This window comes from Streptomyces johnsoniae, assembly GCF_031845565.1.
Taxonomy (GTDB): domain Bacteria; phylum Actinomycetota; class Actinomycetes; order Streptomycetales; family Streptomycetaceae; genus Streptomyces; species Streptomyces johnsoniae.
The window spans coordinates 84,561-104,845 of sequence record NZ_JAVREV010000017.1 but is presented as its reverse complement, the minus strand read 5'-3'; the positions used below and the strand labels follow the sequence as shown (position 1 = coordinate 104,845).

Annotated in this window: 15 protein-coding genes; 13 read left to right on the top strand and 2 right to left on the bottom strand. The window is 72.3% G+C overall.

All coding sequences use genetic code 11. From position 1 onward, the window contains the following. Window positions 1-57: 57 nt before the first annotated feature. The 7 genes from RM779_RS26675 (at window position 58) to RM779_RS26645 (ending at window position 8,996) form a co-directional block, all read left to right on the top strand. Complete coding sequence (locus RM779_RS26675; protein ID WP_311620311.1) at window positions 58-1,077, top strand: LacI family DNA-binding transcriptional regulator; 1,020 nt, start codon at window positions 58-60, stop codon at window positions 1,075-1,077. A gap of 99 nt (window positions 1,078-1,176) precedes the next feature. Next, a complete protein-coding gene (locus RM779_RS26670) occupies window positions 1,177-2,541 on the top strand; it encodes an ABC transporter substrate-binding protein (RefSeq protein WP_311620310.1) in 1,365 nt (454 codons plus the stop codon). 1 nt (window position 2,542) lies between these two features. Further along, window positions 2,543-3,454, top strand: coding sequence for a carbohydrate ABC transporter permease (locus tag RM779_RS26665; protein ID WP_311620308.1), 912 nt, complete (start codon window positions 2,543-2,545; stop codon window positions 3,452-3,454). A 13-nt stretch (window positions 3,455-3,467) separates the two neighbouring features. Next, window positions 3,468-4,337: a carbohydrate ABC transporter permease gene (locus RM779_RS26660; protein ID WP_311620306.1), complete on the top strand. Its 870-nt coding sequence runs from the start codon at window positions 3,468-3,470 to the stop codon at window positions 4,335-4,337. An 18-nt stretch (window positions 4,338-4,355) separates the two neighbouring features. Further along, on the top strand, window positions 4,356-5,963 hold the full coding sequence (locus tag RM779_RS26655) for a glycoside hydrolase family 13 protein (protein WP_311620304.1): 1,608 nt from the start codon (window positions 4,356-4,358) through the stop codon (window positions 5,961-5,963). Between the two features lie 47 nt (window positions 5,964-6,010). Then, window positions 6,011-7,825 carry a glycosyl hydrolase family 28-related protein gene (locus RM779_RS26650; protein WP_311620303.1) on the top strand — a complete coding sequence of 605 codons (1,815 nt, stop codon included), beginning with the start codon at window positions 6,011-6,013 and terminating at the stop codon, window positions 7,823-7,825. Between the two features lie 94 nt (window positions 7,826-7,919). Then, window positions 7,920-8,996 (top strand): CobW family GTP-binding protein, encoded by a 1,077-nt coding sequence (locus RM779_RS26645; protein ID WP_311620302.1) that lies wholly within the window; start codon window positions 7,920-7,922, stop codon window positions 8,994-8,996. A 14-nt stretch (window positions 8,997-9,010) separates the two neighbouring features. Here the strand turns inward: RM779_RS26645 and RM779_RS26640 are convergent, their stop codons facing one another. After that, window positions 9,011-11,461, bottom strand: coding sequence for a DNA gyrase/topoisomerase IV subunit A (locus tag RM779_RS26640; RefSeq protein ID WP_311620301.1), 2,451 nt, complete (start codon window positions 11,459-11,461; stop codon window positions 9,011-9,013). Between the two features lie 147 nt (window positions 11,462-11,608). Between RM779_RS26640 and RM779_RS26635 the strand changes: the two genes are divergently transcribed. From RM779_RS26635 to RM779_RS26625, 3 genes are all read left to right on the top strand, one after another. Then, entirely contained in the window at window positions 11,609-12,967 is a 1,359-nt protein-coding gene (locus RM779_RS26635; protein ID WP_077058443.1) for a M16 family metallopeptidase, read from the top strand. Window positions 12,968-12,984: 17 nt separating this feature from the next. Next, complete coding sequence (locus tag RM779_RS26630; protein WP_394813395.1) at window positions 12,985-14,352, top strand: M16 family metallopeptidase; 1,368 nt, start codon at window positions 12,985-12,987, stop codon at window positions 14,350-14,352. Between the two features lie 227 nt (window positions 14,353-14,579). Beyond that, entirely contained in the window at window positions 14,580-15,257 is a 678-nt protein-coding gene (locus RM779_RS26625) for a GntR family transcriptional regulator (protein WP_311620299.1), read from the top strand. 105 nt (window positions 15,258-15,362) lie between these two features. Here the strand turns inward: RM779_RS26625 and RM779_RS26620 are convergent, their stop codons facing one another. Next, window positions 15,363-15,653 (bottom strand): HPr family phosphocarrier protein, encoded by a 291-nt coding sequence (locus tag RM779_RS26620; RefSeq protein WP_311620298.1) that lies wholly within the window; start codon window positions 15,651-15,653, stop codon window positions 15,363-15,365. A gap of 100 nt (window positions 15,654-15,753) precedes the next feature. Between RM779_RS26620 and RM779_RS26615 the strand changes: the two genes are divergently transcribed. The 3 genes from RM779_RS26615 to RM779_RS26605 are packed head-to-tail and all read left to right on the top strand — an operon-like array spanning window position 15,754 to window position 20,272. Then, a complete protein-coding gene (locus RM779_RS26615; protein WP_311620297.1) occupies window positions 15,754-18,447 on the top strand; it encodes a bifunctional acetate--CoA ligase family protein/GNAT family N-acetyltransferase in 2,694 nt (897 codons plus the stop codon). A 47-nt stretch (window positions 18,448-18,494) separates the two neighbouring features. Next, entirely contained in the window at window positions 18,495-19,082 is a 588-nt protein-coding gene (locus tag RM779_RS26610; RefSeq protein ID WP_311620296.1) for a DUF5998 family protein, read from the top strand. After that, the gene (locus RM779_RS26605) at window positions 19,079-20,272 is read left to right on the top strand and encodes an alkaline phosphatase family protein (protein WP_311620295.1); all 1,194 of its coding nucleotides are present in this window, start codon (window positions 19,079-19,081) and stop codon (window positions 20,270-20,272) included. Before RM779_RS26610 ends, RM779_RS26605 begins: the two co-directional genes overlap by 4 nt. The last annotated feature ends 13 nt before the right edge of the window (window positions 20,273-20,285 follow it).

Below are 20,285 nucleotides of genomic sequence, written 5' to 3'. Positions count from 1 at the left end.
TTTCAGGGTGGGACATGCACGCAATTCACTTGCGTGGTTTGCGTTATTCTTGCGGGCATGACGCGACGACTTGCCCAGGTGGCGCAGAAGGTGGGCGTGAGCGAGGCCACGGTCAGCCGAGTCCTCAACGGGAAGCCCGGGGTGTCCGAGGCCACCCGGCAGGCCGTGCTCACGGCGCTGGACGTGCTGGGATATGAACGGCCCACCCAGCTGCGGGGCGAACGCGGCCGGCTGGTCGGCCTGGTCCTGCCCGAGCTGGGCAACCCCATCTTCCCGGCCTTCGCCGAAGTGCTGGGCGGGGTCCTGGCGCAGCGCGGTCTGGTCCCCGTGCTCTGCACGCAGACGCCGGGCGGTATCCAGGAGACCGACTACGTCGACCTGCTGCTCCAGCAGCAGGTGTCGGGCGTGGTCTTCGCGGGCGGTCTCTACGCCCAGGAGAATGCCTCCCACCAGCACTACCGGCTCCTCGCGGAACGCCGGCTGCCGGTGGTGCTCATCAACGCCGCGGTGCCGGGGCTCGGCTTCCCCACCGTCAGCTGCGACGACGCGGTGGCCGTCGAGCAGGCGTGGCGGCATCTGGTCTCGCTGGGGCATGAGCGCATCGGACTCGTGCTCGGCCCGAGCGATCACGTGCCGTCGCAGCGCAAGCTGGCCGCGGCGCACGCGGCGGCGCGGGCGGGCGGGGGCGAGCTGCCGTCCGAGCGGGTCGCGCGGGCCATGTACACGCTGGAGGGCGGGCAGGCGGCGACCGCGACCCTGCTCGAACGCGGCGTCACGGGCGTGATCTGCGCGAGCGACGTGATCGCCCTCGGCGCGGTGCGGGCGGCCAGGCGGCGCGGGCTGGCGGTGCCTGGCGACCTCTCGGTCGTCGGGTTCGACGACTCCACGCTGATGACCAGCACGTCTCCGCCGCTGAGCACGGTGCGGCAGCCCATCGAGGCCATGGGCCGGGCCGCCGTGGAGGTGCTGGTGGCCCAGTTCGGCGGCCGTGACGTGTCCCGCGACGAGCTGCTGTTCGAGCCCGAACTCGTTGTGCGTGAATCCACCGGTCCCGCGGCACGGGAAGCCAGCAGCTAACAGTCGCATTTTTTCATTTCGCACGCAGGATCTTGCGCCCGGGTGTCATCGGTGGTTGAGTGTGCCCACTTCCCGGACATGCCCATGAAGGGGTCACCGATGACACCCATCGCCTACCGGCGCACGCGCCGCTGCCTCGCGACCGCCGCCGTCCTCGCCTTCACCGTCACCGCCTGTTCCTCGGACGACGACGGTGTCGGCGAAGACGGCAGGGTGCAGCTGCACATCAACGGCCAGCCGCCGAGCACGGACACGCGTGAGCTGCGGGTGTTCAACGCGGAGATAGAAGCGTTCGAGGCCACGCACCCGGACATCGACATCGTTCCGCACGAGGGCTTCATGGAGCCCGAAACGTTCAACACCCGGGTCGCGGGCGGCGATCTGGAGGACGTCTTCTACGTCTACTTCACCGACCCGGCGCAGATCATCGAACAGGGCTACGCCGCGGACATCACCGACTACCTCGCCGACGTGCCGCACCTCGACCAGGTGCGGCCGGAACTCCAGGAAGTCTTCCAGGACGCCGAGGGCCGGCAGTACGGCGTCCCCACCGCGAACTACTCGATGGGTCTGCTGTACAACCGGGACCTCTTCGAGCGGGCCGGTCTCGACCCGAACGCGCCGCCCACCAGCTGGGAGGAGGTGCGCGAGGCGTCCGCCGCGATCGCCGAACTGGGCGGCGGCGTCACCGGATACGGCGAGTGCGCGATCGAGAACACCGGCGGCTGGCACCTGACCTCCGAGATCTACTCCACGGGCGGCGCCGTCGCCGAGCGGGACGGCGACAGCTGGCGGGCCGCGTTCAACACCGACGCGACCCGCACCCTGCTGGCGAACCTTCAGGCCATGCGCTGGGAGGACGACTCCATGGGCAGCGACCAGATGCGGTCCTGCGAGGACCTGATGGTCGCCATGGGCGCCGGGCAGCTCGGCATGTACGTGGCCGCTCCGGACAACCTGCCGACCCTGGTGCGGCAGTACGACGGCACCTACGAGAACCTCGGCCTCGCGCCCATCCCCGAGGGGCAGGGCACGCTGATCGGCGGCGAGGGCTACATGATCAACGCCGACGCCTCGCCCGAGCAGATCGAGGCCGCCCTGACCTGGCTGCAGTGGCGCTTCGTCAACCCCGACGAGATCGAACGCCGCATCGAGGAGAGCCTCGCCGACGACCTGCCGGTCGGCCTGCCGATGCCTCCCACCCCCGACATCTGGGTCGAGGGCGAGATCCGCGACAACGTCGAGGCGCTGAAGCAGGAGCACGCCAACGTCCCGGTCGAGAACGTCCAGCCCTTCATGGACGCCGCCGCCACGATCCCCGGCCGGATCGAGCCGCCGCGGGCCCAGGAGGTGTACGCCATCCTCGACAACGTCGTGCAGGGCGTGCTGACCGACGGCGACGCCGACATCGACGCGCTCCTCGACGACGCCGAGGACCAGGTCAACCGGATCTACGGCTCCTGAGATGGCGGCGCCGGTCCCCGCGCCGGGGAAGCGCGCCGCCGGCAGGCGGCGGCGCCTCGCCGAGCACCTCACCGCCTACGGGTTCCTGTGCGGAGCGCTCGTCATCTTCGGGCTCTTCGCCTGGTACCCCGTCGTCCGGAACGTCATCCTCAGCTTCCAGGAAGTGAACTTCGTCCGCGGGTCGAGCTGGGTGGGTCTGGACAATTTCACCTACATCTTCGACGACCCGCTGTTCGCCACCGCCTGGAAGAACAGCGCGGTATTCACGCTCTACGCGCTGCTGCTCGGCTTCGGCGTGCCGTTCGTCGCCGCGGTGCTCATTAACGAATTCCGGCACGCCAGAGCCTACTTCCGGATTCTGGTCTACCTGCCGGTGATGCTGCCGCCCGTGGTCGTCGCGCTGATGTGGCGGTGGTTCTACCAGCCGGAAGGCGGGCTGATCAACGAAATACTCGGGGCAGCGCACCTGCCGACGTCGGACTGGACCAACTCGTCGAGTACCGCCCTGATCTCCCTGGTGATCGCCTCGACCTGGGCCAATATGGGCACCGCCACCCTCATCTACCTCGCGGCACTCCAGACGATCCCGGGCGAGCTGTACGAATCCGCGGAACTCGACGGGGCGAGCATCTGGCGGCGGCTGTGGCACGTGACGATTCCGCAGACGCGTTTCGTCATTCTGATGCTGCTGCTTCTCCAGATAGTCGGGACGATGCAGGTGTTCACCGAGCCCTTCGTGATGACCGGCGGCGGCCCGAAGGATTCCACGGTCACGGTGATGCTGCTCGTGTACCGGTACGCGTTCGTCTACAACAACTTCGGCGCGGCCAGTGCTATGAGTCTGCTCCTGCTGATCTTCCTCGCCGTCTTCTCCGCCGCCTACCTGCGGGTCACCCGCAGCCGGCAGATCTGAGAGGAGGTCCCCGTTGCGAACCCTGGTGCGCCCCGCGGTCCTCAGGACCACACGCGGCCGGCTTGTCTATTGGTCCCTGCTCGTCGTCGTGCTGCTGCTGTTCACCATCGCCTTCATCATCCCCCTGTACTGGATGGTGACGGGCGGCATGAAAAGCTCCCCCGAGGTGGCCCGCAATCCGCCCACCTACATTCCCGAGGAATGGCACCCCGGCAACTACTCGGACGCCTGGGACCAATTGGAACTGGCCCGCTACTTCGGCAATACGGTCATGCTGATCGGCGGAGCCTGGCTGCTCGGACTCGCCGTCCAACTCCCCGCCGCATACGCGCTGTCCAAGCTCAGGCCCCGATTCGGGAACGTCGTCCTCGGCCTCATGCTGATCACCCTCATGGTGCCCGCGACCGCGCTGCTGATACCGACGTACCTGACCGTCACCGACGTCCCGATATTCGGCGCGAACCTCATCAACAGCCCGGCCGCCGTCTGGCTGCCGGCCGCGGCCAACGCGTTCAACATCTACGTCCTGAAAAACTTCTTCGACCAGATACCGGACGAACTGCTCGACGCCGCACGCATCGACGGAGCGGGCGCGTTCACGACGATGTGGCGGATCACGCTTCCGCTGTCCCGGCCCATCATCGCCGTGGTGTCCATTCTCTCCATCACCGCGCTCTGGCGTGACTTCCTGTGGCCCCTCGTCGTGCTGCCCGACCCGGCCAAGCAGCCGATCACCGTCTACCTCCAGCGCATAGCCGACTCCACATCGCTCAACATGCTGATCGCCGGAATGGTCCTGGCCAGCATTCCTCTCGTGGTGATCTTCCTGATCTTCCAGCGCCACATTCTTTCCGGCCTGACCGCGGGCAGCCTCAAAGGCTGATCACCGAAAGGAAACCCCGTGCCGCACAACTCCTCCGGATGGTGGCGCACCGCCGCCATCTACCAGGTGTACGTCCGCAGTTTCGCCGACGGCGACGGCGACGGCACCGGCGACCTCGCCGGTGTCCGCGCCCGGCTGCCCTACCTCGCCTCACTGGGCGTGGAGGCGCTGTGGTTCACCCCCTGGTACGTCTCCCCGCTCGCCGACGGCGGGTACGACGTCACGGACTACCGCGCCATCGACCCGGCGTTCGGCACTCTGGACGAGGCGGAGAAGCTGATCTCGGAGGCCCGTCAGCTCGGCCTGCGCACGATCGTGGACGTGGTGCCCAACCACGTGTCCGACGAGCACCCCTGGTTCCGCGCCGCCCTCGCCGCGCCGCCGGGCAGCCCGGAGCGCGACCTGTTCCACTTCCGCGATGGCAGGGGAACGGACGGCGAACTGCCGCCCAACGAGTGGCGCTCGGAGTTCGGCGGGCCCGCCTGGAGCCGCACCACCACGCCCGAGGGGAAGCCGGGCCAGTGGTACCTGCACCTCTTCGCCTCCGGACAGCCCGACCTCAACTGGGCGCACCCGCGAGTGCGCGAGGAGCACGAGGACATCCTCCGCTTCTGGTTCGAACGCGGCGCCGCGGGCATCCGCATCGACTCCGCGGCCCTCCTGGCCAAGGACCCGGACCTGCCCGACTTCGAGCCGGGCCGCGGCCCCCACCCGTACGTGGACCGCGACGAACTGCACGACGTCTACCGCTCCTGGCGCGCCATCGCCGACGCGTACGGAGGCGTGCTCATCGGCGAGCTGTGGCTGCCCGATGTCGAACGGTTCGCCCGCTACCTGCGCGCCGACGAGCTGCACACCGCCTTCAACTTCGACACTCTCTCCCGCCCCTGGGACCCCGACCAGCTGCGGGAGTCCATCGACGCCACACTCGCCGCCCACTCCGGGGTCGGCGCGCCCGCCACCTGGGTGCTGGCCAACCACGACGTCACCCGCACCGTCACCCGCTACGGGCGCGAGGAGACCGGCTTCGCGTTCGCGGCCAAACGCTTCGGCACTCCGACCGACCTGGAGCTCGGCACCCGCAGGGCCCGCGCCGCCGCCCTGCTGACCCTCGCGCTGCCCGGTGCCGTCTACCTCTACCAGGGCGAGGAACTCGGCCTGCCCGAGGCCGACATCCCGCGCGACCGGATCACCGACCCCATGCACGCCAGATCGGGGGGCGTCGACCCCGGCCGCGACGGCTGCCGCGTTCCACTGCCCTGGGAGGGCACCCGGCCGCCCTACGGCTTCGGCGGCGCGGACACCTGGCTGCCGCAGCCGGCGGACTGGGCGCGGTACACGGCCGAACGGCAGGAGGGCGAGCCGGAGTCCATGCTCAGCCTCTACCGTTCCGCCCTGCACCTGCGCCGCGGCCGGGCCGAACGTGCCGCCGACGGGCTGACCTGGTTCGACGCCGGGCGGCCCGGCGTGCTGGCCTTCAGCCGGCCCGACGGTCTCGTGTGCGTCGTCAACCTCTCGGCGGGGCCCGTTCCCCTCCCCGCCCACACAGCTGTTCTGCTGAGCAGTGGTCCGCTGGACGACGCGGGTCTGCTGCCGCAGGACACGGCGGCCTGGCTCCAGGGCTGAGCCCACGGCCGGGCCGCCGCCCCACCCCCCACACAGAAGGGAAAGTCATGACTGCTGCACGTGCCGCGCGGTCGCGGAAGCGATCACGCACGGTGCTTGTCGTGGCCTGTGCGACCGCCCTCGGAGCACTCGGGACCGTCGCCACCGCCCACGGCGGCGAGGCGCCCCCGGCGGCCCCGCCGGCCCCGCCGCCCGCGACGGCCGACGACGCCGCGCCACTCGCGGGCGCGGACCTCCCGTTCGTCACACAGGAGGCCGAGGACGCCGAGCACGACGGCACCCTCATCGGCCCCGACTACACGCAGGGCACCGTCGCCTCCGAGGCGTCGGGGCGGCAGGCCGTCGAGTTGTCGGCCGGCCAGCGCGTGGAGTTCACGCTGACCGAGCCGGCGAACGCGCTCACCGCCGTGTACAGCATTCCCGACGGCAGCTCCGGCACGCTGTCGGTCTACGTCAACGGTGAGAAGACGCCGGAGCCGCTCGACGTCACCTCGGAGTTCGCCTACTTCGACGCGCCCTGGATCGCCGGTTCGAAGACACACCACTTCTTCAACCACGGGCGGCTCCTCCTCGGCCAGGACCTGGCCGCCGGGGACACCGTCGCCTTCCAGGCCGACTCCGGCGACACCGCCGGCCCCTACGTCATCGACTCCGCGGACTTCGAGCAGGTGGCGGCGCCCGCCGAGCCGCCGAGCGGCGCGCTCGACGTCACCGAACTCGGCGCCGACCCCACCGGGGCGGCCGACTCCACGCAGGCGTTCACCGAGGCCGTGGCGCAGGGCCGCGGCGGGACGGTCTGGATTCCGCCGGGCGACTACCAGGTGAACCAGCCGCTCTACGTGGAGAACGTCACCATCCAGGGCGCCGGCCACTGGTACTCCACCGTGCACAGCTCCCGGTTCATCAACCAGGGCGAGTCGCCGGGGAACGTCCACATCAGCGACTTCGCCGTCATCGGCAGCGTCGCCGAACGGGTGGACAGCAACCCGGACAACTTCGTCAACGGCAGTCTCGGCCCCGGCTCGTCGGTGTCCGGCATGTGGCTCCAGCGCCTCAAGGTCGGCCTGTGGATGACCGGGACGAACGACAATCTCGTCGTCGAGGACAACCGCATCGTCGACATGGCCGCCGACGGGCTGAACCTCAACGGCAACGCCGACAACATCACCGTTCGCAACAACTACCTGCGCAACACCGGTGACGACTCGCTGGCCATGTGGTCGCTGCCGAGCATCAACCGCAACGCGACCTTCGACAGCAACACGGTGATCCAGCCCAACCTGGCGAACGGCATCGCCATCTACGGCGGCGAGGACATCAGCGTCACCAACAACCTCGTCCAGGACACCAACGCCCTGGGCAGCGGCATCGCCATCTCCAACCAGGCGTTCATGCAGCCCTTCTTCCCGCTCTCCGGCACCACCACGGTGGACGGCAACACGCTGGTGCGGGCGGGGGCGATGAACCCGAACTGGAACCACCCGATGTCGGCGCTGCGGGTCGACCCCTACAACCACCCGATCGAGGCGGACGTCCGGATCACCGACACCACGATCCTGGACAGCCCCTGGAGCGCCATCCAGTTCGTCTCCGGCAGCGGCCAGGGCCTCGCGGCCGACAATGTGACCGTCGAGGGCGCGACCATCGAGGACGTCGGCACGGTCGTCGTGCAGGCCGAGACGGCGGGCGACGTCACGTTCACGAACGTGACGGCGAGGGGCGTCGGTGTCGCGGGCGTCTACAACTGCCCCTTCCCGGCCGACCGGCCCTCGCTGACCATCCAGGACGGCGGCGGCAACTCCGGCTGGGACACCGAGTGGTCCGACTGCACCACCTGGCCCGAGCCCGGCGACACCCCGTGAGCCCGGCCGGGGCCTGACCCCGGCCCGGCCCGCGAGGCGGCACCCCGGCGGCGCGCTTCCCCCGCGCCGCCTGGGTGCCGCTATCGTGAACGGCATGTCAGCCAGCCGGATTCCGGTCCTCGTCCTCGCCGGCTTTCTCGGCGCGGGGAAGACCACGCTCCTCAACCACCTCCTGCGCAACCGCGAGGGCGTTCGGATCGGTGTGGTCGTCAACGACTTCGGCAGCATCCCCGTCGACGCGATGACGGTCGCGGGACAGGTCGACGCCATGGCCTCCTTCGGCAACGGCTGCCTGTGCTGTGCCGTCGACACGGAGGACCTGGACGCGGCGCTCGACGCCCTCGCCCGGCCGTCCGCGGCCATCGACCTCATCGTCGTCGAGGCGAGCGGCCTGGCCGAGCCGCCCGCGCTGATCCGGATGATCCTCGCCAGCGAGAACCGGCACATCGTCTACGGCGGCCTCGTCCAGGTCGTCGACGCGGCCGAGCCGCGGTACACCCGCCACGCGGCCGTCGCCGACCTCGTCGTCCTCAACAAGACCGACCGGGTCGGGGAGGCGGAGCGCCTGGCGCTCGGGGAGGAGCTGCGCGGCCTGTCCGGCGGCGCACCGGTGATCGCCGCGGCCCACGGCCGCATCGACCCGCGGCTGCTGTTCGACCGCGACGGCCGCCGGTCCCGGGACCCGGGCCCCCGACAGCTGTCGTTCGCCGACCTGCTCGCGGCCGAGGAGGAGACCGGCGGGGAGCACGTCCACACCGCGTACGACAGCGTCTCGTTCCGCACCGGGGACCCGATGGACCCGCGGCGGCTGATGCGGTTCCTCGACGCGCGGCCCGACGGGCTCTACCGGATCAAGGGCTTCGTGTCCTTCGGCCGGGAACGCTTCGGTCTGCACGCCGTCGGCCGCTTCCTCCGCTTCTATCCGGCCGCGGCCGGGACGGACACCGCACTCGTGTTCATCGGCGCGGGCCTGGACACCGCGTCCCTGCACCGGGAGCTGGCCGCCTGCGCGGGGACGGAGCCGGCGTCCCCCGACACCCTGTGGCAGATCCTGCGTTACGTGGACGACCCGGAGGACGTCGGCGAGGACGCGGCCGACGGCTCCCCAAGCGGCGGGGCCGGCCCCGCCCGCGTCCCCGAGGACGCCGCCGGGGCCGGTCTCGCCGGCTGATCACGCGCCGCGGCTCACACCCCGCCGCCGACCACCGCGACCGGCTTGGCCAGCGGCGTGCCCGAGCCGTCGCGCCGCGGGTCCGGCTCCGGCAGCTCGACCGGCGCCCCGGACGCCGTCGCGGCCCGCGCCGGGACGGCCCCGACCCAGGCGAACGTCAGCCGCTCCTCGCCCTTCAGGAAGCGCTGGCAGCGCACGCCGCCCGTGGCCCGCCCCTTGCGCGGGTACTGGTCGAACGGCGTCAGCTTCGCCGTGCCCAGCGTGTCGTCCAGCGTGCCGGTGCCGCCGGCCACGGTGAACACCACCGCGTCGCGCGCCGGATCGACGACCGCGAAGGACAAGACCCGGGCGCCCTCGGCGAGCTTGACGCCCGCCATACCGCCGGCCGGCCGACCCTGCGGCCTCACCTGCGACGCCTGGTACCGCAGCAGCTGCGCCTCGCTGGTGACGAAGACCAGGTCCTCCTCGCCGGTGTGCAGCTCGGCGGCGCCGACGACCCGGTCGCCCTCCTTCAGCGAGATGACCTCCAGCTCCTCCTTGTTGGCCGGATAGTCCGGGACCACCCGCTTCACCACGCCCTGTTCGGTGCCGATGGCCAGCCCGGGGGAGGATTCGTCCAGCGTCGTCAGGCACACCACGCGCTCGTCGGGCAGGAGCGAGAGGAACTCGGAGAGCTGCGCGCCGCCGGCCAGGCTGGGGGCCGACGTGCTCTGCGGCAGCTGCGGCAGGTCGACCACGGCCAGCCGCAGCAGCCGGCCCGAGGACGTCACCGCGCCGATCTCGCCCCTGATGGTGGACGGCACGGCCGAGACGATCACGTCGTGCTTCCCGCGCCGCGCCCCGCGGCCGCCGAACGCCCCGTCGCCATCCTCCGTGCGCGCCAGCAGGCCGGTGGAGGAGAGCAGCACCCGGCAGGGGTCGTCGGAGACTTCGAGCGGCACCACGTCCGTGGCGGCCGCCTCCGACTCGCTCAGCCGGGTGCGGCGCGGCGTGGCGTACTTCTTGGCGACCTCGCCCAGCTCGGCGGAGACCAGCTTGCGCAGCTCCGCGTCGGAGTCCAGGATGCGCGTCAGCTCCTCGATCTCCCGCATCAGCCGGTCGCGCTCGGTCTCCAGCTCGATGCGGTCGAACTTGGTCAGGCGGCGCAGCGGCGTGTCGAGGATGTACTGGGTCTGGATCTCCGTCAGGCCGAAGCGCCCGATCAGCGCCTCCTTGGCCTGCGCCGCGTTCTCGCTGGAGCGGATGAGGCGGATGACCTCGTCGATGTCGACCAGCGCGACGAGCAGACCCTCCACCAGGTGCAGCCGGTCCCGCCGCTTGCCGCGCCGGAACTCGCTGCGCCGCCGCACGACCTCGAAACGGTGGTCGACGTAGACCTGGAGCAGCTCGCGCAGGCCCATCGTCAGCGGCTGGCCGTCGACGAGCGCCACATTGTTGATGCCGAAGGTCTCCTCCATCGGCGTCAGCTTGTAGAGCTGGGCGAGCACCGCCTCGGGATTGAACCCGTTCTTCACCTCGATGACCAGCCGCAGCCCGTGCTCGCGGTCCGTCAGGTCCTTGACGTCCGCGATGCCCTGGAGCCGCTTCGCGTTGACCAGATCCTTGATCTTGCCAATGACCTTCTCCGGGCCGACGGTGAACGGCAGCTCGGTGACGACGAGGCCGCGGCGGCGGGCCGAGACCTTCTCCTCCGCCACCGTCGCCCGGATCCGGAACGTGCCGCGGCCCGTCTCGTACGCGTCGCGAATGCCGTCGAGGCCGACGATCTGACCGCCCGTCGGCAGGTCGGGGCCCGGCACCATGCGCATCAGCGTGGCCAGGTCGGCGGCCGGGTGCCTGATCAGGTGCCGCGCCGCCGCGATCACCTCGCCGAGGTTGTGCGGCGGCATGTTGGTCGCCATGCCGACGGCGATGCCGCTCGACCCGTTGACCAGGAGGTTGGGGTAGGCGGCGGGCAGCGCCACCGGCTCGCGCTCGCTGCCGTCGTAGTTGGGTGCGAAGTCGACCGTGTCCTCGTCGATGGACTCCACCATCAGCCCGGCCGCGGGGGCGGAACGGCACTCCGTGTACCGCATGGCGGCGGGCGGGTCGTCATTGCCGAGCGACCCGAAGTTCCCGTGGCCGTCGACCAGGGGCAGGCGCATCGTGAACGCCTGCGCCATCCGTACGAGTGCGTCGTAGATGGCCGTGTCCCCGTGCGGGTGGAGCTTGCCCATCACCTCGCCGACGACCCGTGCGCATTTCACGTATCCGCGGTCGGGCCGCAGGCCCATGTCGTGCATCTGGTACAGAATCCGGCGGTGCACCGGCTTCATCCCGTCCCGGGCGTCGGGCAGCGCCCGGGAGTAGATCACCGAGTAGGCGTACTCAAGGAAGGAGCCCTGCATCTCATCGACGACGTCGATGTCCAGGATGCGCTCCTCGAACTCCTCGGGAGGCGGGGACTTCGTACTGCGGCGGGCCATCGCGGCAGGGCTCCTTCGTACGGGTGGTCGGGTTGCTGCCGACCATTGTGGCCCGCTTCACCGACAACGGGGAACTTCGCACACCCTGGCTCACCTTGCATAAGGTGACCTAGATCTCGACCGTCCGAGCGAAGGGACCCCAACCTCATGGGCCACAGGGCCACCCCCCAGGAGTCCGTCGGCGGACTCTCCGCGACCGAGCACCGGCTGGCCAACGGCCTGCGCGTGGTGCTTTCCGAGGACCACCTCACCCCGGTCGCCGCCGTCTGCCTCTGGTACGACGTCGGCTCCCGCCACGAGGTCCGGGGCCGCACCGGACTGGCGCACCTCTTCGAACACCTGATGTTCCAGGGCTCGCAACAGGTGAAGGGCAACGGCCACTTCGAGCTCGTCCAAGGGGCGGGCGGCTCGCTCAACGGAACGACCAGCTTCGAACGCACCAACTATTTCGAGACGATGCCCGCCCATCAGCTGGAGCTCGCGCTGTGGCTGGAGGCGGACCGGATGGGCACGCTGCTGTCCGCCCTGGACGAGGAGTCCCTGGAGAACCAGCGGGACGTGGTGAAGAACGAGCGCCGTCAGCGCTACGACAACGTGCCCTACGGCACCGCGTTCGAGCGGCTGACCGCCATGGTCTTCCCCGACGGTCACCCCTACCACCACACGCCGATCGGCTCGATGGCCGATCTGGACGCCGCCTCGCTGGCGGACGCGCAGGAGTTCTTCCGCACCTACTACGCGCCCAACAACGCGGTGCTGTCCATCGTCGGCGACATCGACCCCGAACAGACGCTCGCCTGGGTCGAGCAGTACTTCGGTTCGATCCCCGCGCACGAGGGCAAGCGCCCGCCGCGCGACGGCACGCTGCCGGACACGCTGGACGGCGAGGTGCGCGAGCTGCTGCACGAGGACGTGCCCTCCCGCGCCCTGATGGCGGTCTACCGGCTGCCGCACGACGGCACCCGGGAGGCCGACGCGGCCGACCTGGCGCTGACCGTGCTCGGCGGCGGCGAGTCCTCGCGGCTGCACAACCGGCTGGTGCGCCGCGACCGCACGGCCGTGGCCGCCGGTTTCGGGCTGCTGCGGCTGTCCGGCGCGCCGTCGATGGGCTGGCTGGACGTCAAGACCTCGGGCGATGCCGAGATCCCCGAGATCGAGACGGCCGTGGACGAGGAGCTGGCGCGGTTCGCCGCCGAGGGCCCGACGCCCGAGGAGATGGAACGGGCCCAGGCCCAGCTGGAGCGCGAGTGGCTCGACCGGCTCGCGACGGTCGGCGGGCGCGCCGATGAGCTGTGCAAGTTCGCGGTTCTCTTCGGCGACCCGCAGCTCGCACTGACGGCCGTCCGGCGCATTCTGGAGGTCACCCGCGAGGAGGTGCAGGCCGTCGCCGCGGAGCGACTGCGCCCGGACAACCGCGCGGTGCTGGTCTACGAGCCCACCGAGGCCGGGGCCGACGCCTCGGACGACACCGATGAGGAAGCCGACACCGAAGGGGCGGACCAGTGACCGACGTCACTCCCACCATGCGACTGCACCCGCAGCCGACCGCGGGCACGGCCCGGCCGTGGGCGTTCCCCGCGCCCGAGCGCGGCGGCCTGCCGAACGGGCTGACCGTGCTGCGCAGCCACCGCCCCGGCCAGCGGGTCATCGCCGTCGAGGTCAACGTGACGGCGCCGCTGGCGGCGGAGCCCGCCGACCAGGAGGGCGTGGCCACCATCATGGCGCGGGCCCTGTCCGAGGGCACCGACCGGCACACCGCCGAGGAGTTCGCCGCCGAGCTGGAACGCTACGGCGCCACGCTGGACGCGCACGCCGACCACCCGGGCCTGCGGGTCTCGCTCGAAGTGCCCGCCTCGCGCCTGGACAAGGCCCTCGGGCTGCTCGCCGACGCGCTGCGGGCCCCGGCCTTCGCGGAGAGCGAGATCGAGCGGCTGGTGCGCAACCGGCTGGACGAGATCCCGCACGAGCTGGCCAACCCGGGCCGCCGGGCGGCGATGGCCCTGTACGACGCACTGTTCCCGGCCGAGTCCCGCATGGCGCGGCCCCGGCAGGGCACCGCCGAGTCGGTGGCGCGGATCGACGCCAAGGCGGTGCGCGCCTTCTACGAGGCCCACGTGAGGCCGGCCGCCGCCACCGCCGTCGTCGTGGGCGACCTGACCGGCATCGACCTGGACGCGGCGCTCGCGGACACGCTGGGTGCCTGGACCGGGCCGGCCGCGGGCCGCCCGGTGTGGTCACAGGTCACCGCGGACGACACCGGCCGGGTGGTCATCGTCGATCGGCCGGGCGCCGTGCAGACGCAGCTGATCATCGGCCGCGTCGGGCCCGACCGGCACGACCCGGTGTACCCGGCGCGCCGCCTCGGGATCTACTGCCTGGGGGGCACGCTCACCTCCCGGCTGGATCGCGTGCTGCGGGAGGAGAAGGGCTACACCTACGGCGTCCGGGCGTTCAGCCAGGTGCTGCGCTCCCGGGCGGACGGCGCGGGCGCCGCGCTGCTCGGCATCCGCGGCTCGGTGGCCACCGAGGTGACCGGGCCCGCGCTGGAGGACCTGTGGCGCGTGCTGCGGGAGCTCGCGGAGGGCGGGCTGACCGACGAGGAGCGCGACTCGGCCGTCCAGTACCTGGTCGGAGTGGCGCCGCTGAGCTTCGAGACCGCCGCCGCGGTCGCCGGGACGCTGGCGGACCAGGTCGAGGAGGAGCTGCCGGACGACTACCAGGCGACGCTGTACGCGCGGCTGGCCGAGACCGGCACCGTGGAGGCGACGGCGGCCGTGGTGCAGGCGTTCCCCGCCGACCGTCTTGTGACCGTTCTGGTCGGCGACGCGGAGCAGATCGCGGAGCCGGTGCGGGCGCTCGGCATCGGCGAGGTGACGGTCGTCGGCGGCTGACGGCCGACGGCCGATGTGCGCACGGGCGCCCCGGGCCGGACGGCCGGGGGCGCCCGCTGCCGTCCGGCGCGCGCCTCCGGCGCACGATCTCGCGGCGTTTACGGCCGAAAACCACTCCGATTTTCGGGGTGCTATCGGCATGCTCTGTTTTTTGCCATACAGTTCGGGGCAGTGACCCGGTGGTAATGCGACAGGGCTGACGCCGGATTGTCTGTGGGGGTTTGTTCATGCGTATCTCCGCGCACACGGTATGCACGGCAATCCGTGACGACATTGTCGGCGGGGTCCTGCCGCCCGGTGCCCGGCTGGCCGAGGAGCAGCTCGCACAGCGCTACGGGGTGTCCCGGGTCCCGGTCCGCGAGGCGCTGCGGACGCTCGAATCGGAGGGGTTCGTCGTCTCCCGGCGCCACGCGGGGGCGTGCGTGGCGCAGCCGGGGGACCGCGAGGCCGCCGATCTGCTGGACATCCACGCCCTGCTGGAGCCGCTGGGCGCCGCGCGGGCGGCGCAGCGCCGCACGGAGGCACACCTGAAGGTGCTGCGCGGTCTGGTGCGTCTGGGGCGACAGCGCGCAGGCCAGGGGCAGGAGACCGACCTCAGGTCACTGGGCGACTGGTTCCACGAGACGGTCGCGCAGGCCACGTGCAGTCCCGGGCTCACCTCCCTGCTGGTGCAGCTCCGCCGCAAGATCACCTGGCTCTACGCCGCGGAGCCCCTCTCGCGCGCGGTCGGCCTGTGGCAGGAGCGCGGAGCGCTCGTGGACGCCATTGCCCGGGGGGACGCGGAGCGCGCCAGGATGCTGTCGGCCGCGCAGCTGGAACGGGCGACTCCGGCCCGCAGGCAGTTCCGTTCCGTGACCGTGAGAGGTCCGAAACCTGCCGTAAACACAGTGCGCGGCCAGATTTAACAGCGGCCGTATACACCTGAGTTATCGCACCGATAATTCCGCTGCCGGATGAGGGGGCGGAAATGCTGCTGCCCGAATTCAGCGTATGTGCGGCGGCGGCCGTTTTCACACAGTTTCGGGAAGCTCTTCGAGTCCCTCGGAAACGAGCTTCGCGAGCCGGTCGAGTGCCGCCTCGGCCGCCTGCGGGTCATCGGCGGACGAGGCGAGCACGACCTCCTCGCCGCCCTCCGCGCCGAGGCTCAGCACGGCGAGCATCGAGGCGGCGTTGACGGGGGCGCCGTCCTTCTTCGCGATGGTCACCGGCACGCCGGCGGCCGTCGCGGCGCGGACGAAGATCGAGGCGGGACGGGCGTGCAGCCCTTCGGCCCAGCCAATGGAGACGCGGCGCTCGGCCATGGTGGTGTCCTTAAAGCGTTGAGCGGGCATGCGGACCTGAAGTCTCCGAAGGGAGACGCCGAGCCTCCCGTCCGGACACGGTCAACCGTACGCTGAAGCCATGCGGACGCCCGCCCAGCCTCCCTACCCGGCGCACTGGGAAGCCGACGTGGTGCTGCGCGACGGCGGCACCGCGCACATCAGGCCCATCGCGCCCGACGACGCGGACCGCCTGGTCGGCTTCTACGAACGGGTCTCCGACCAGTCGAAGTACTACCGCTTCTTCGCGCCCTACCCCAGGCTCTCCGACCGCGACGTCCACCGGTTCACCCATCACGACTACGTGGACCGCGTCGGGCTCGCCGCCACCGTCGGCGGCGAGTTCCTCGCCACGGTCCGCTACGACCGCGTGGACGAGCAGGGCAACGCCGCCTCCGCGCCCGCCGACCGGGCCGAGGTGGCGTTCCTCGTGCAGGACGCCCACCAGGGCCGCGGCCTGGCCTCCGCCCTGCTCGAACACGTCGCCGCCGTCGCCCGGGAACGCGGCGTCCGCCGCTTCGAGGCCGAAGTGCTCCCCGCCAACGGAAAGATGATCAAGGTCTTCACGGACGCCGGCTACTCGCAGCGCCGCAGCTTCGCCGACGGTTCCGTGCACCTCTCCCTCGACCTGGAACCCACCGCGGAGTCCGTCGCCGTCATGCGCGCCAGGGAGCAGCGCGCCGAGGCGAGATCGGTGCAGCGGCTGCTCGCCCCGCGCAGCGTCGCCGTCATCGGCGCCGGCCGCCGCCCCGGCGGCGCGGGCCGCACCGTGCTCGCCGGGCTGCGCGCCGGCGGCTACGCCGGCGAGCTGTACGCGGTCAACGCCGCGCTGGCCGACGACGCCACGGCGCTCGGCGGCGTGCCCGCGTTCCGCAGCGTCCGCGACATCGCCGCCCCCGTCGATCTGGCCGTGGTCGCCGTCCCGGCCGACCGGGTGGCCGCCGTCACCGCCGACTGCGGCGAACACGGCGTTCAGGGCCTCCTCGTCCTGGCCGCCGGCCAGACCAGGGAGCAGCAGCGCGCCCTGGTCGCGCAGGCCCGTTCCCACGGCATGCGGATCATCGGGCCCGGCGCCTTCGGCGTCCTCAACACGGCGCCCGGCGTCCGGCTGAACGCCAGCCCCGCGCCGCACCTGCCACGGCCCGGCCGGATCGGCCTGTTCACCCAGTCCGCCGCCATCGGCATCTCGGTGCTCGACGAGCTCGACGGGCGCGGCGCCGGCCTGTCCACCTTCCTCTCCGCGGGCAGCCGCGCGGACGTATCCGGCAACGACGCGCTCCAGTACTGGGACGACGACCCGGCCACCGATGTCGTGCTGATGTACCTCGAATCGGTCGGCAACCCGCGCAAGTTCACCCGGCTCGCCCGCCGCACCGCCGCCGCGGGCACGCCCGTCGTCGTGGTGCGCGGCGGCCGGCACAGCGGGGGCGCGCCCCCGCACGACCACGCCGCGCCCGCCGGGCGCACCCCGGAGGGCACCGTGTCCGCGCTGCTCGGCCAGGCCGGGGTCATCGAGGCGGACACCGCGGTCGAACTCGTGGACACCGGCCTGCTGCTGGCCCATCAGCCGCTCCCGCGGGGCCCGCGCGTCGCCGTCGTCGGCAACGCGGAGGCGCTGACGCTCGTCGCGCACGACGCCTGCCGCGCCCAGCGGCTGAGCCCCCTGCCCCCGGCCGGTCTGCCGCCGGGCGCGGACCCGGGCGACTTCCGCCACGCCCTGGCCGCCGCCCTCGCCGATCCGGGTGCCGACGCCGTCGTCGTCACCGCCGTCCCCGGCGTGCACCTCGGCGGGCCGCCCTCGGGCGCCAGGCTGGCCGCCGCTCTGCACGAGGCGGTGGCCGGGGCGGACGCGGGCAAGCCCGTCGTCGTCGCCCACCTGGCCCTCGACGGGCTCGCCGACGGGCTCGCCGACCGCGGCATCCCCGCCTACCCCTCGGCGGAACGGGCGGTCCGCGCCCTGGCCCAGGCGGCCCGGCACGCCGAGTGGCGCGCACGGGCGGCCGCCCCCGGGCGCGTTCCCGAGTACGACGACATCGACGAGGCGCGCGCCGCGCGGCTGCTCGACGGAGCCGTGCCGCCGGGCGGTGCGCCCGCGCGCCTCGCGGCGGACGCCGTCACCGGCCTGCTCGCCGCCTACGGCATCACCGTGCAACCCGCGCTGCCCGCCCGGGACGTGGACGAGGCGGCCGAGGCCGCCGGGCGCCTCGGCTATCCGGTGGCGCTGAAGACGACGGCCCCCCACCTGCGGCACCGGGCCGACCTCGGCGGCGTCCGGCTCGGCCTCGCCACCCAGGGCGAGCTGCGCCGGGCCTGGGCCGGTCTCACCGGGCAGCTCGGCGACCCGGCCGAACTCCAGCCCGTCGTGCAGGCGATGGCCCCCCGCGGCGTGGACACGGTCCTGCGGGCCGCCGTGGACCCGGCCATCGGCGCCGTCCTGTCCTTCGGCCTGGCCGGACCGCCCTCCGAGCTGCTCGGCGATGTCGGCCACCGGCTGCTCCCGGTCACCGACCGGGACACCGCCGCGCTCGTGCGTTCGATCCGCGCCGCTCCCATGCTGTTCGGCTGGCGCGGGGCGCGGCCGGCGGACACCGACGCCCTGGAGGAGCTGCTGCTCCGGCTCGGGCGGCTCGTCGACGACCACCCGGGCATCGCCGCGGTGGACCTCGAACCCGTCGTCGTGGCACCGCGCGGAGTGACCGTCCTGTCCGCCGCGGTAACGGTCGCGGCGCCGCCGCCGCGCACGGATCTCGGACCGCGCCGTCTCGCGGCCTACTGATCCCGAACGGCCCTTCTCGCCGCGGAGTGGCCCCGTAGGATGGGCCCATGGCGAAGACCGGTACGACGTCTCAGGGGCTGCGGGAGGCAATCGAACGCAGCGGCTACTACCCGGCGCTGGTCGCCGAGGCCGTGGAGGCAGCGGTGGGCCGTGAGCCCGTCGTTTCCTTCCTGGTGCACCAGGAGACGACGTTCGACAGCAACGAGGTCCGCCGGCACGCCACGGTGCTGGTGCTCACGGGTACGCGGTTCATCGTCAGCCACACCGACGAGCAGTCCGCGGACAGCACGGCGCCCGCCCCGTACGCCACCACCTCCACCGAGTCGGTCAAGCTCTCCCGGATCTCCTCGGTGGTGATCAGCCGCGTCGTCGCGGACCCGCAGTCGTACAGCCCCGGCACGCTGCCCCGCGAGGTGGTCCTCACCATCGGCTGGGGCGCCGTCTCCCGCATCGACATGGAGCCGGCCAGCTGCGGCGACCCCAACTGCGAGGCGGACCACGGCTACACCGGTTCCACCACCGCCGACGACCTCTCCCTGCGCATCAGCGAGGCGGGCGACGGTCCCGAGACGGTACGTCAGACGCTGGAGTTCGCCCAGGCACTCTCCGAGGCGACGGCGGCGGCCGGCAGGTGACGCACGCGCCCGCACACGACCCCCTGCCGCTCGATCCGCGCGGGGCGCCCGCGCCACGGTACGGGTCGGGGTCGCTGGCCGACGTACTCCCCGCGGCGCTCGCCGGGCTCGGCGTCCGGGCCCCGCGGACCCGGCTCGTCCTGCCGCCCGCCGACCGGGTCTGCCTCTTCCTCGTCGACGGCCTCGGCTGGGAGGCGCTGCGCGCCCACCCCGCGCAGGCGCCGTTCCTCACCTCGCTGCTGCCCGGCTCGCGGGCGGGCGCGGGCGCGCCGATCACGACCGGGTTCCCCGCCACCACCGCCACCTCCCTCGCCTCCGTGGGCACCGGGCTCGCGCCCGCGGCACACGGCCTCGCGGGGTACAACGTGCTCGATCCCGGCACCGGCGAGGTGATGAACCAGCTCCGCTGGGACCCGTGGACGGAGCCGCGGGCGTGGCAGCCGCATCCGACCCTCTTCCAGCTGGCGCACGCCTCGGGCGTCGCGGCCTGCCAGGTTTCCGCCCCGCACTTCGAGCACACGCCGCTGACGCGGGTGGCCCTCTCCGGCGGCACGTTCCTGGGGCGGCTGGACGCGGGGGAGCGGATGGACGTGGCCGCTCAGCGCCTCGGCGCGGCGGACCGCACGCTCGTCTACACCTACTACGCCGAGCTGGACGCGGCCGGCCACCGGTTCGGCATCGACTCCGACGCGTGGCGCGGCCAGCTCGCCCACGTCGACGGGCTCGCCGCGCGGCTGGCCGAGCAGCTGCCGCCGCGTTCCGTGCTGTACATCACCGGTGACCACGGCATGATCGACGTGCCGCAGACGGAGAGCGCCCGCTTCGACTTCGACGAGGACTGGGAGCTGCGCGCCGGCGTCGCCAGGCTCGGCGGGGAGGGCCGCGCGCGCCACCTGTACGCGGTGCCGGGCGCGGCGGCCGACGTCTACACGGTGTGGCGGGAGGTCCTGGCCGGGCACGCGTGGGTGGTGACGCGGGAGGAGGCAGTCGAGCTGGGGTGGTTCGGGCCGCCAGGGGTGGCCCCCGAGCCGCGCGTGTGGCACCGCATCGGCGACGTCGTGGTGGCCATGACCGGCGTGGCCAGTGTGATCGCGAGCGTCACCGAGCCCAAGGAGTCCGCCCTCATCGGCATGCACGGCTCGGTGACCCCGGACGAGCAGCTCGTTCCGCTGCTCGAAGTACGCACCTGACCTGGAGTCGAAT

Coding starts and splice junctions, on each gene's coding strand:
- RM779_RS26625 (WP_311620299.1), top strand. CDS start 14,580: ATGCGTATCTCCGCGCACACGGTATGCACGGCAATCCGTGACGACATT.
- RM779_RS26650 (WP_311620303.1), top strand. CDS start 6,011: ATGACTGCTGCACGTGCCGCGCGGTCGCGGAAGCGATCACGCACGGTG.
- RM779_RS26620 (WP_311620298.1), bottom strand. CDS start 15,653: ATGGCCGAGCGCCGCGTCTCCATTGGCTGGGCCGAAGGGCTGCACGCC.
- RM779_RS26670 (WP_311620310.1), top strand. CDS start 1,177: ATGACACCCATCGCCTACCGGCGCACGCGCCGCTGCCTCGCGACCGCC.
- RM779_RS26645 (WP_311620302.1), top strand. CDS start 7,920: ATGTCAGCCAGCCGGATTCCGGTCCTCGTCCTCGCCGGCTTTCTCGGC.
- RM779_RS26640 (WP_311620301.1), bottom strand. CDS start 11,461: ATGGCCCGCCGCAGTACGAAGTCCCCGCCTCCCGAGGAGTTCGAGGAG.
- RM779_RS26615 (WP_311620297.1), top strand. CDS start 15,754: ATGCGGACGCCCGCCCAGCCTCCCTACCCGGCGCACTGGGAAGCCGAC.
- RM779_RS26635 (WP_077058443.1), top strand. CDS start 11,609: ATGGGCCACAGGGCCACCCCCCAGGAGTCCGTCGGCGGACTCTCCGCG.
- RM779_RS26675 (WP_311620311.1), top strand. CDS start 58: ATGACGCGACGACTTGCCCAGGTGGCGCAGAAGGTGGGCGTGAGCGAG.
- RM779_RS26665 (WP_311620308.1), top strand. CDS start 2,543: ATGGCGGCGCCGGTCCCCGCGCCGGGGAAGCGCGCCGCCGGCAGGCGG.
- RM779_RS26630 (WP_394813395.1), top strand. CDS start 12,985: ATGCGACTGCACCCGCAGCCGACCGCGGGCACGGCCCGGCCGTGGGCG.
- RM779_RS26610 (WP_311620296.1), top strand. CDS start 18,495: ATGGCGAAGACCGGTACGACGTCTCAGGGGCTGCGGGAGGCAATCGAA.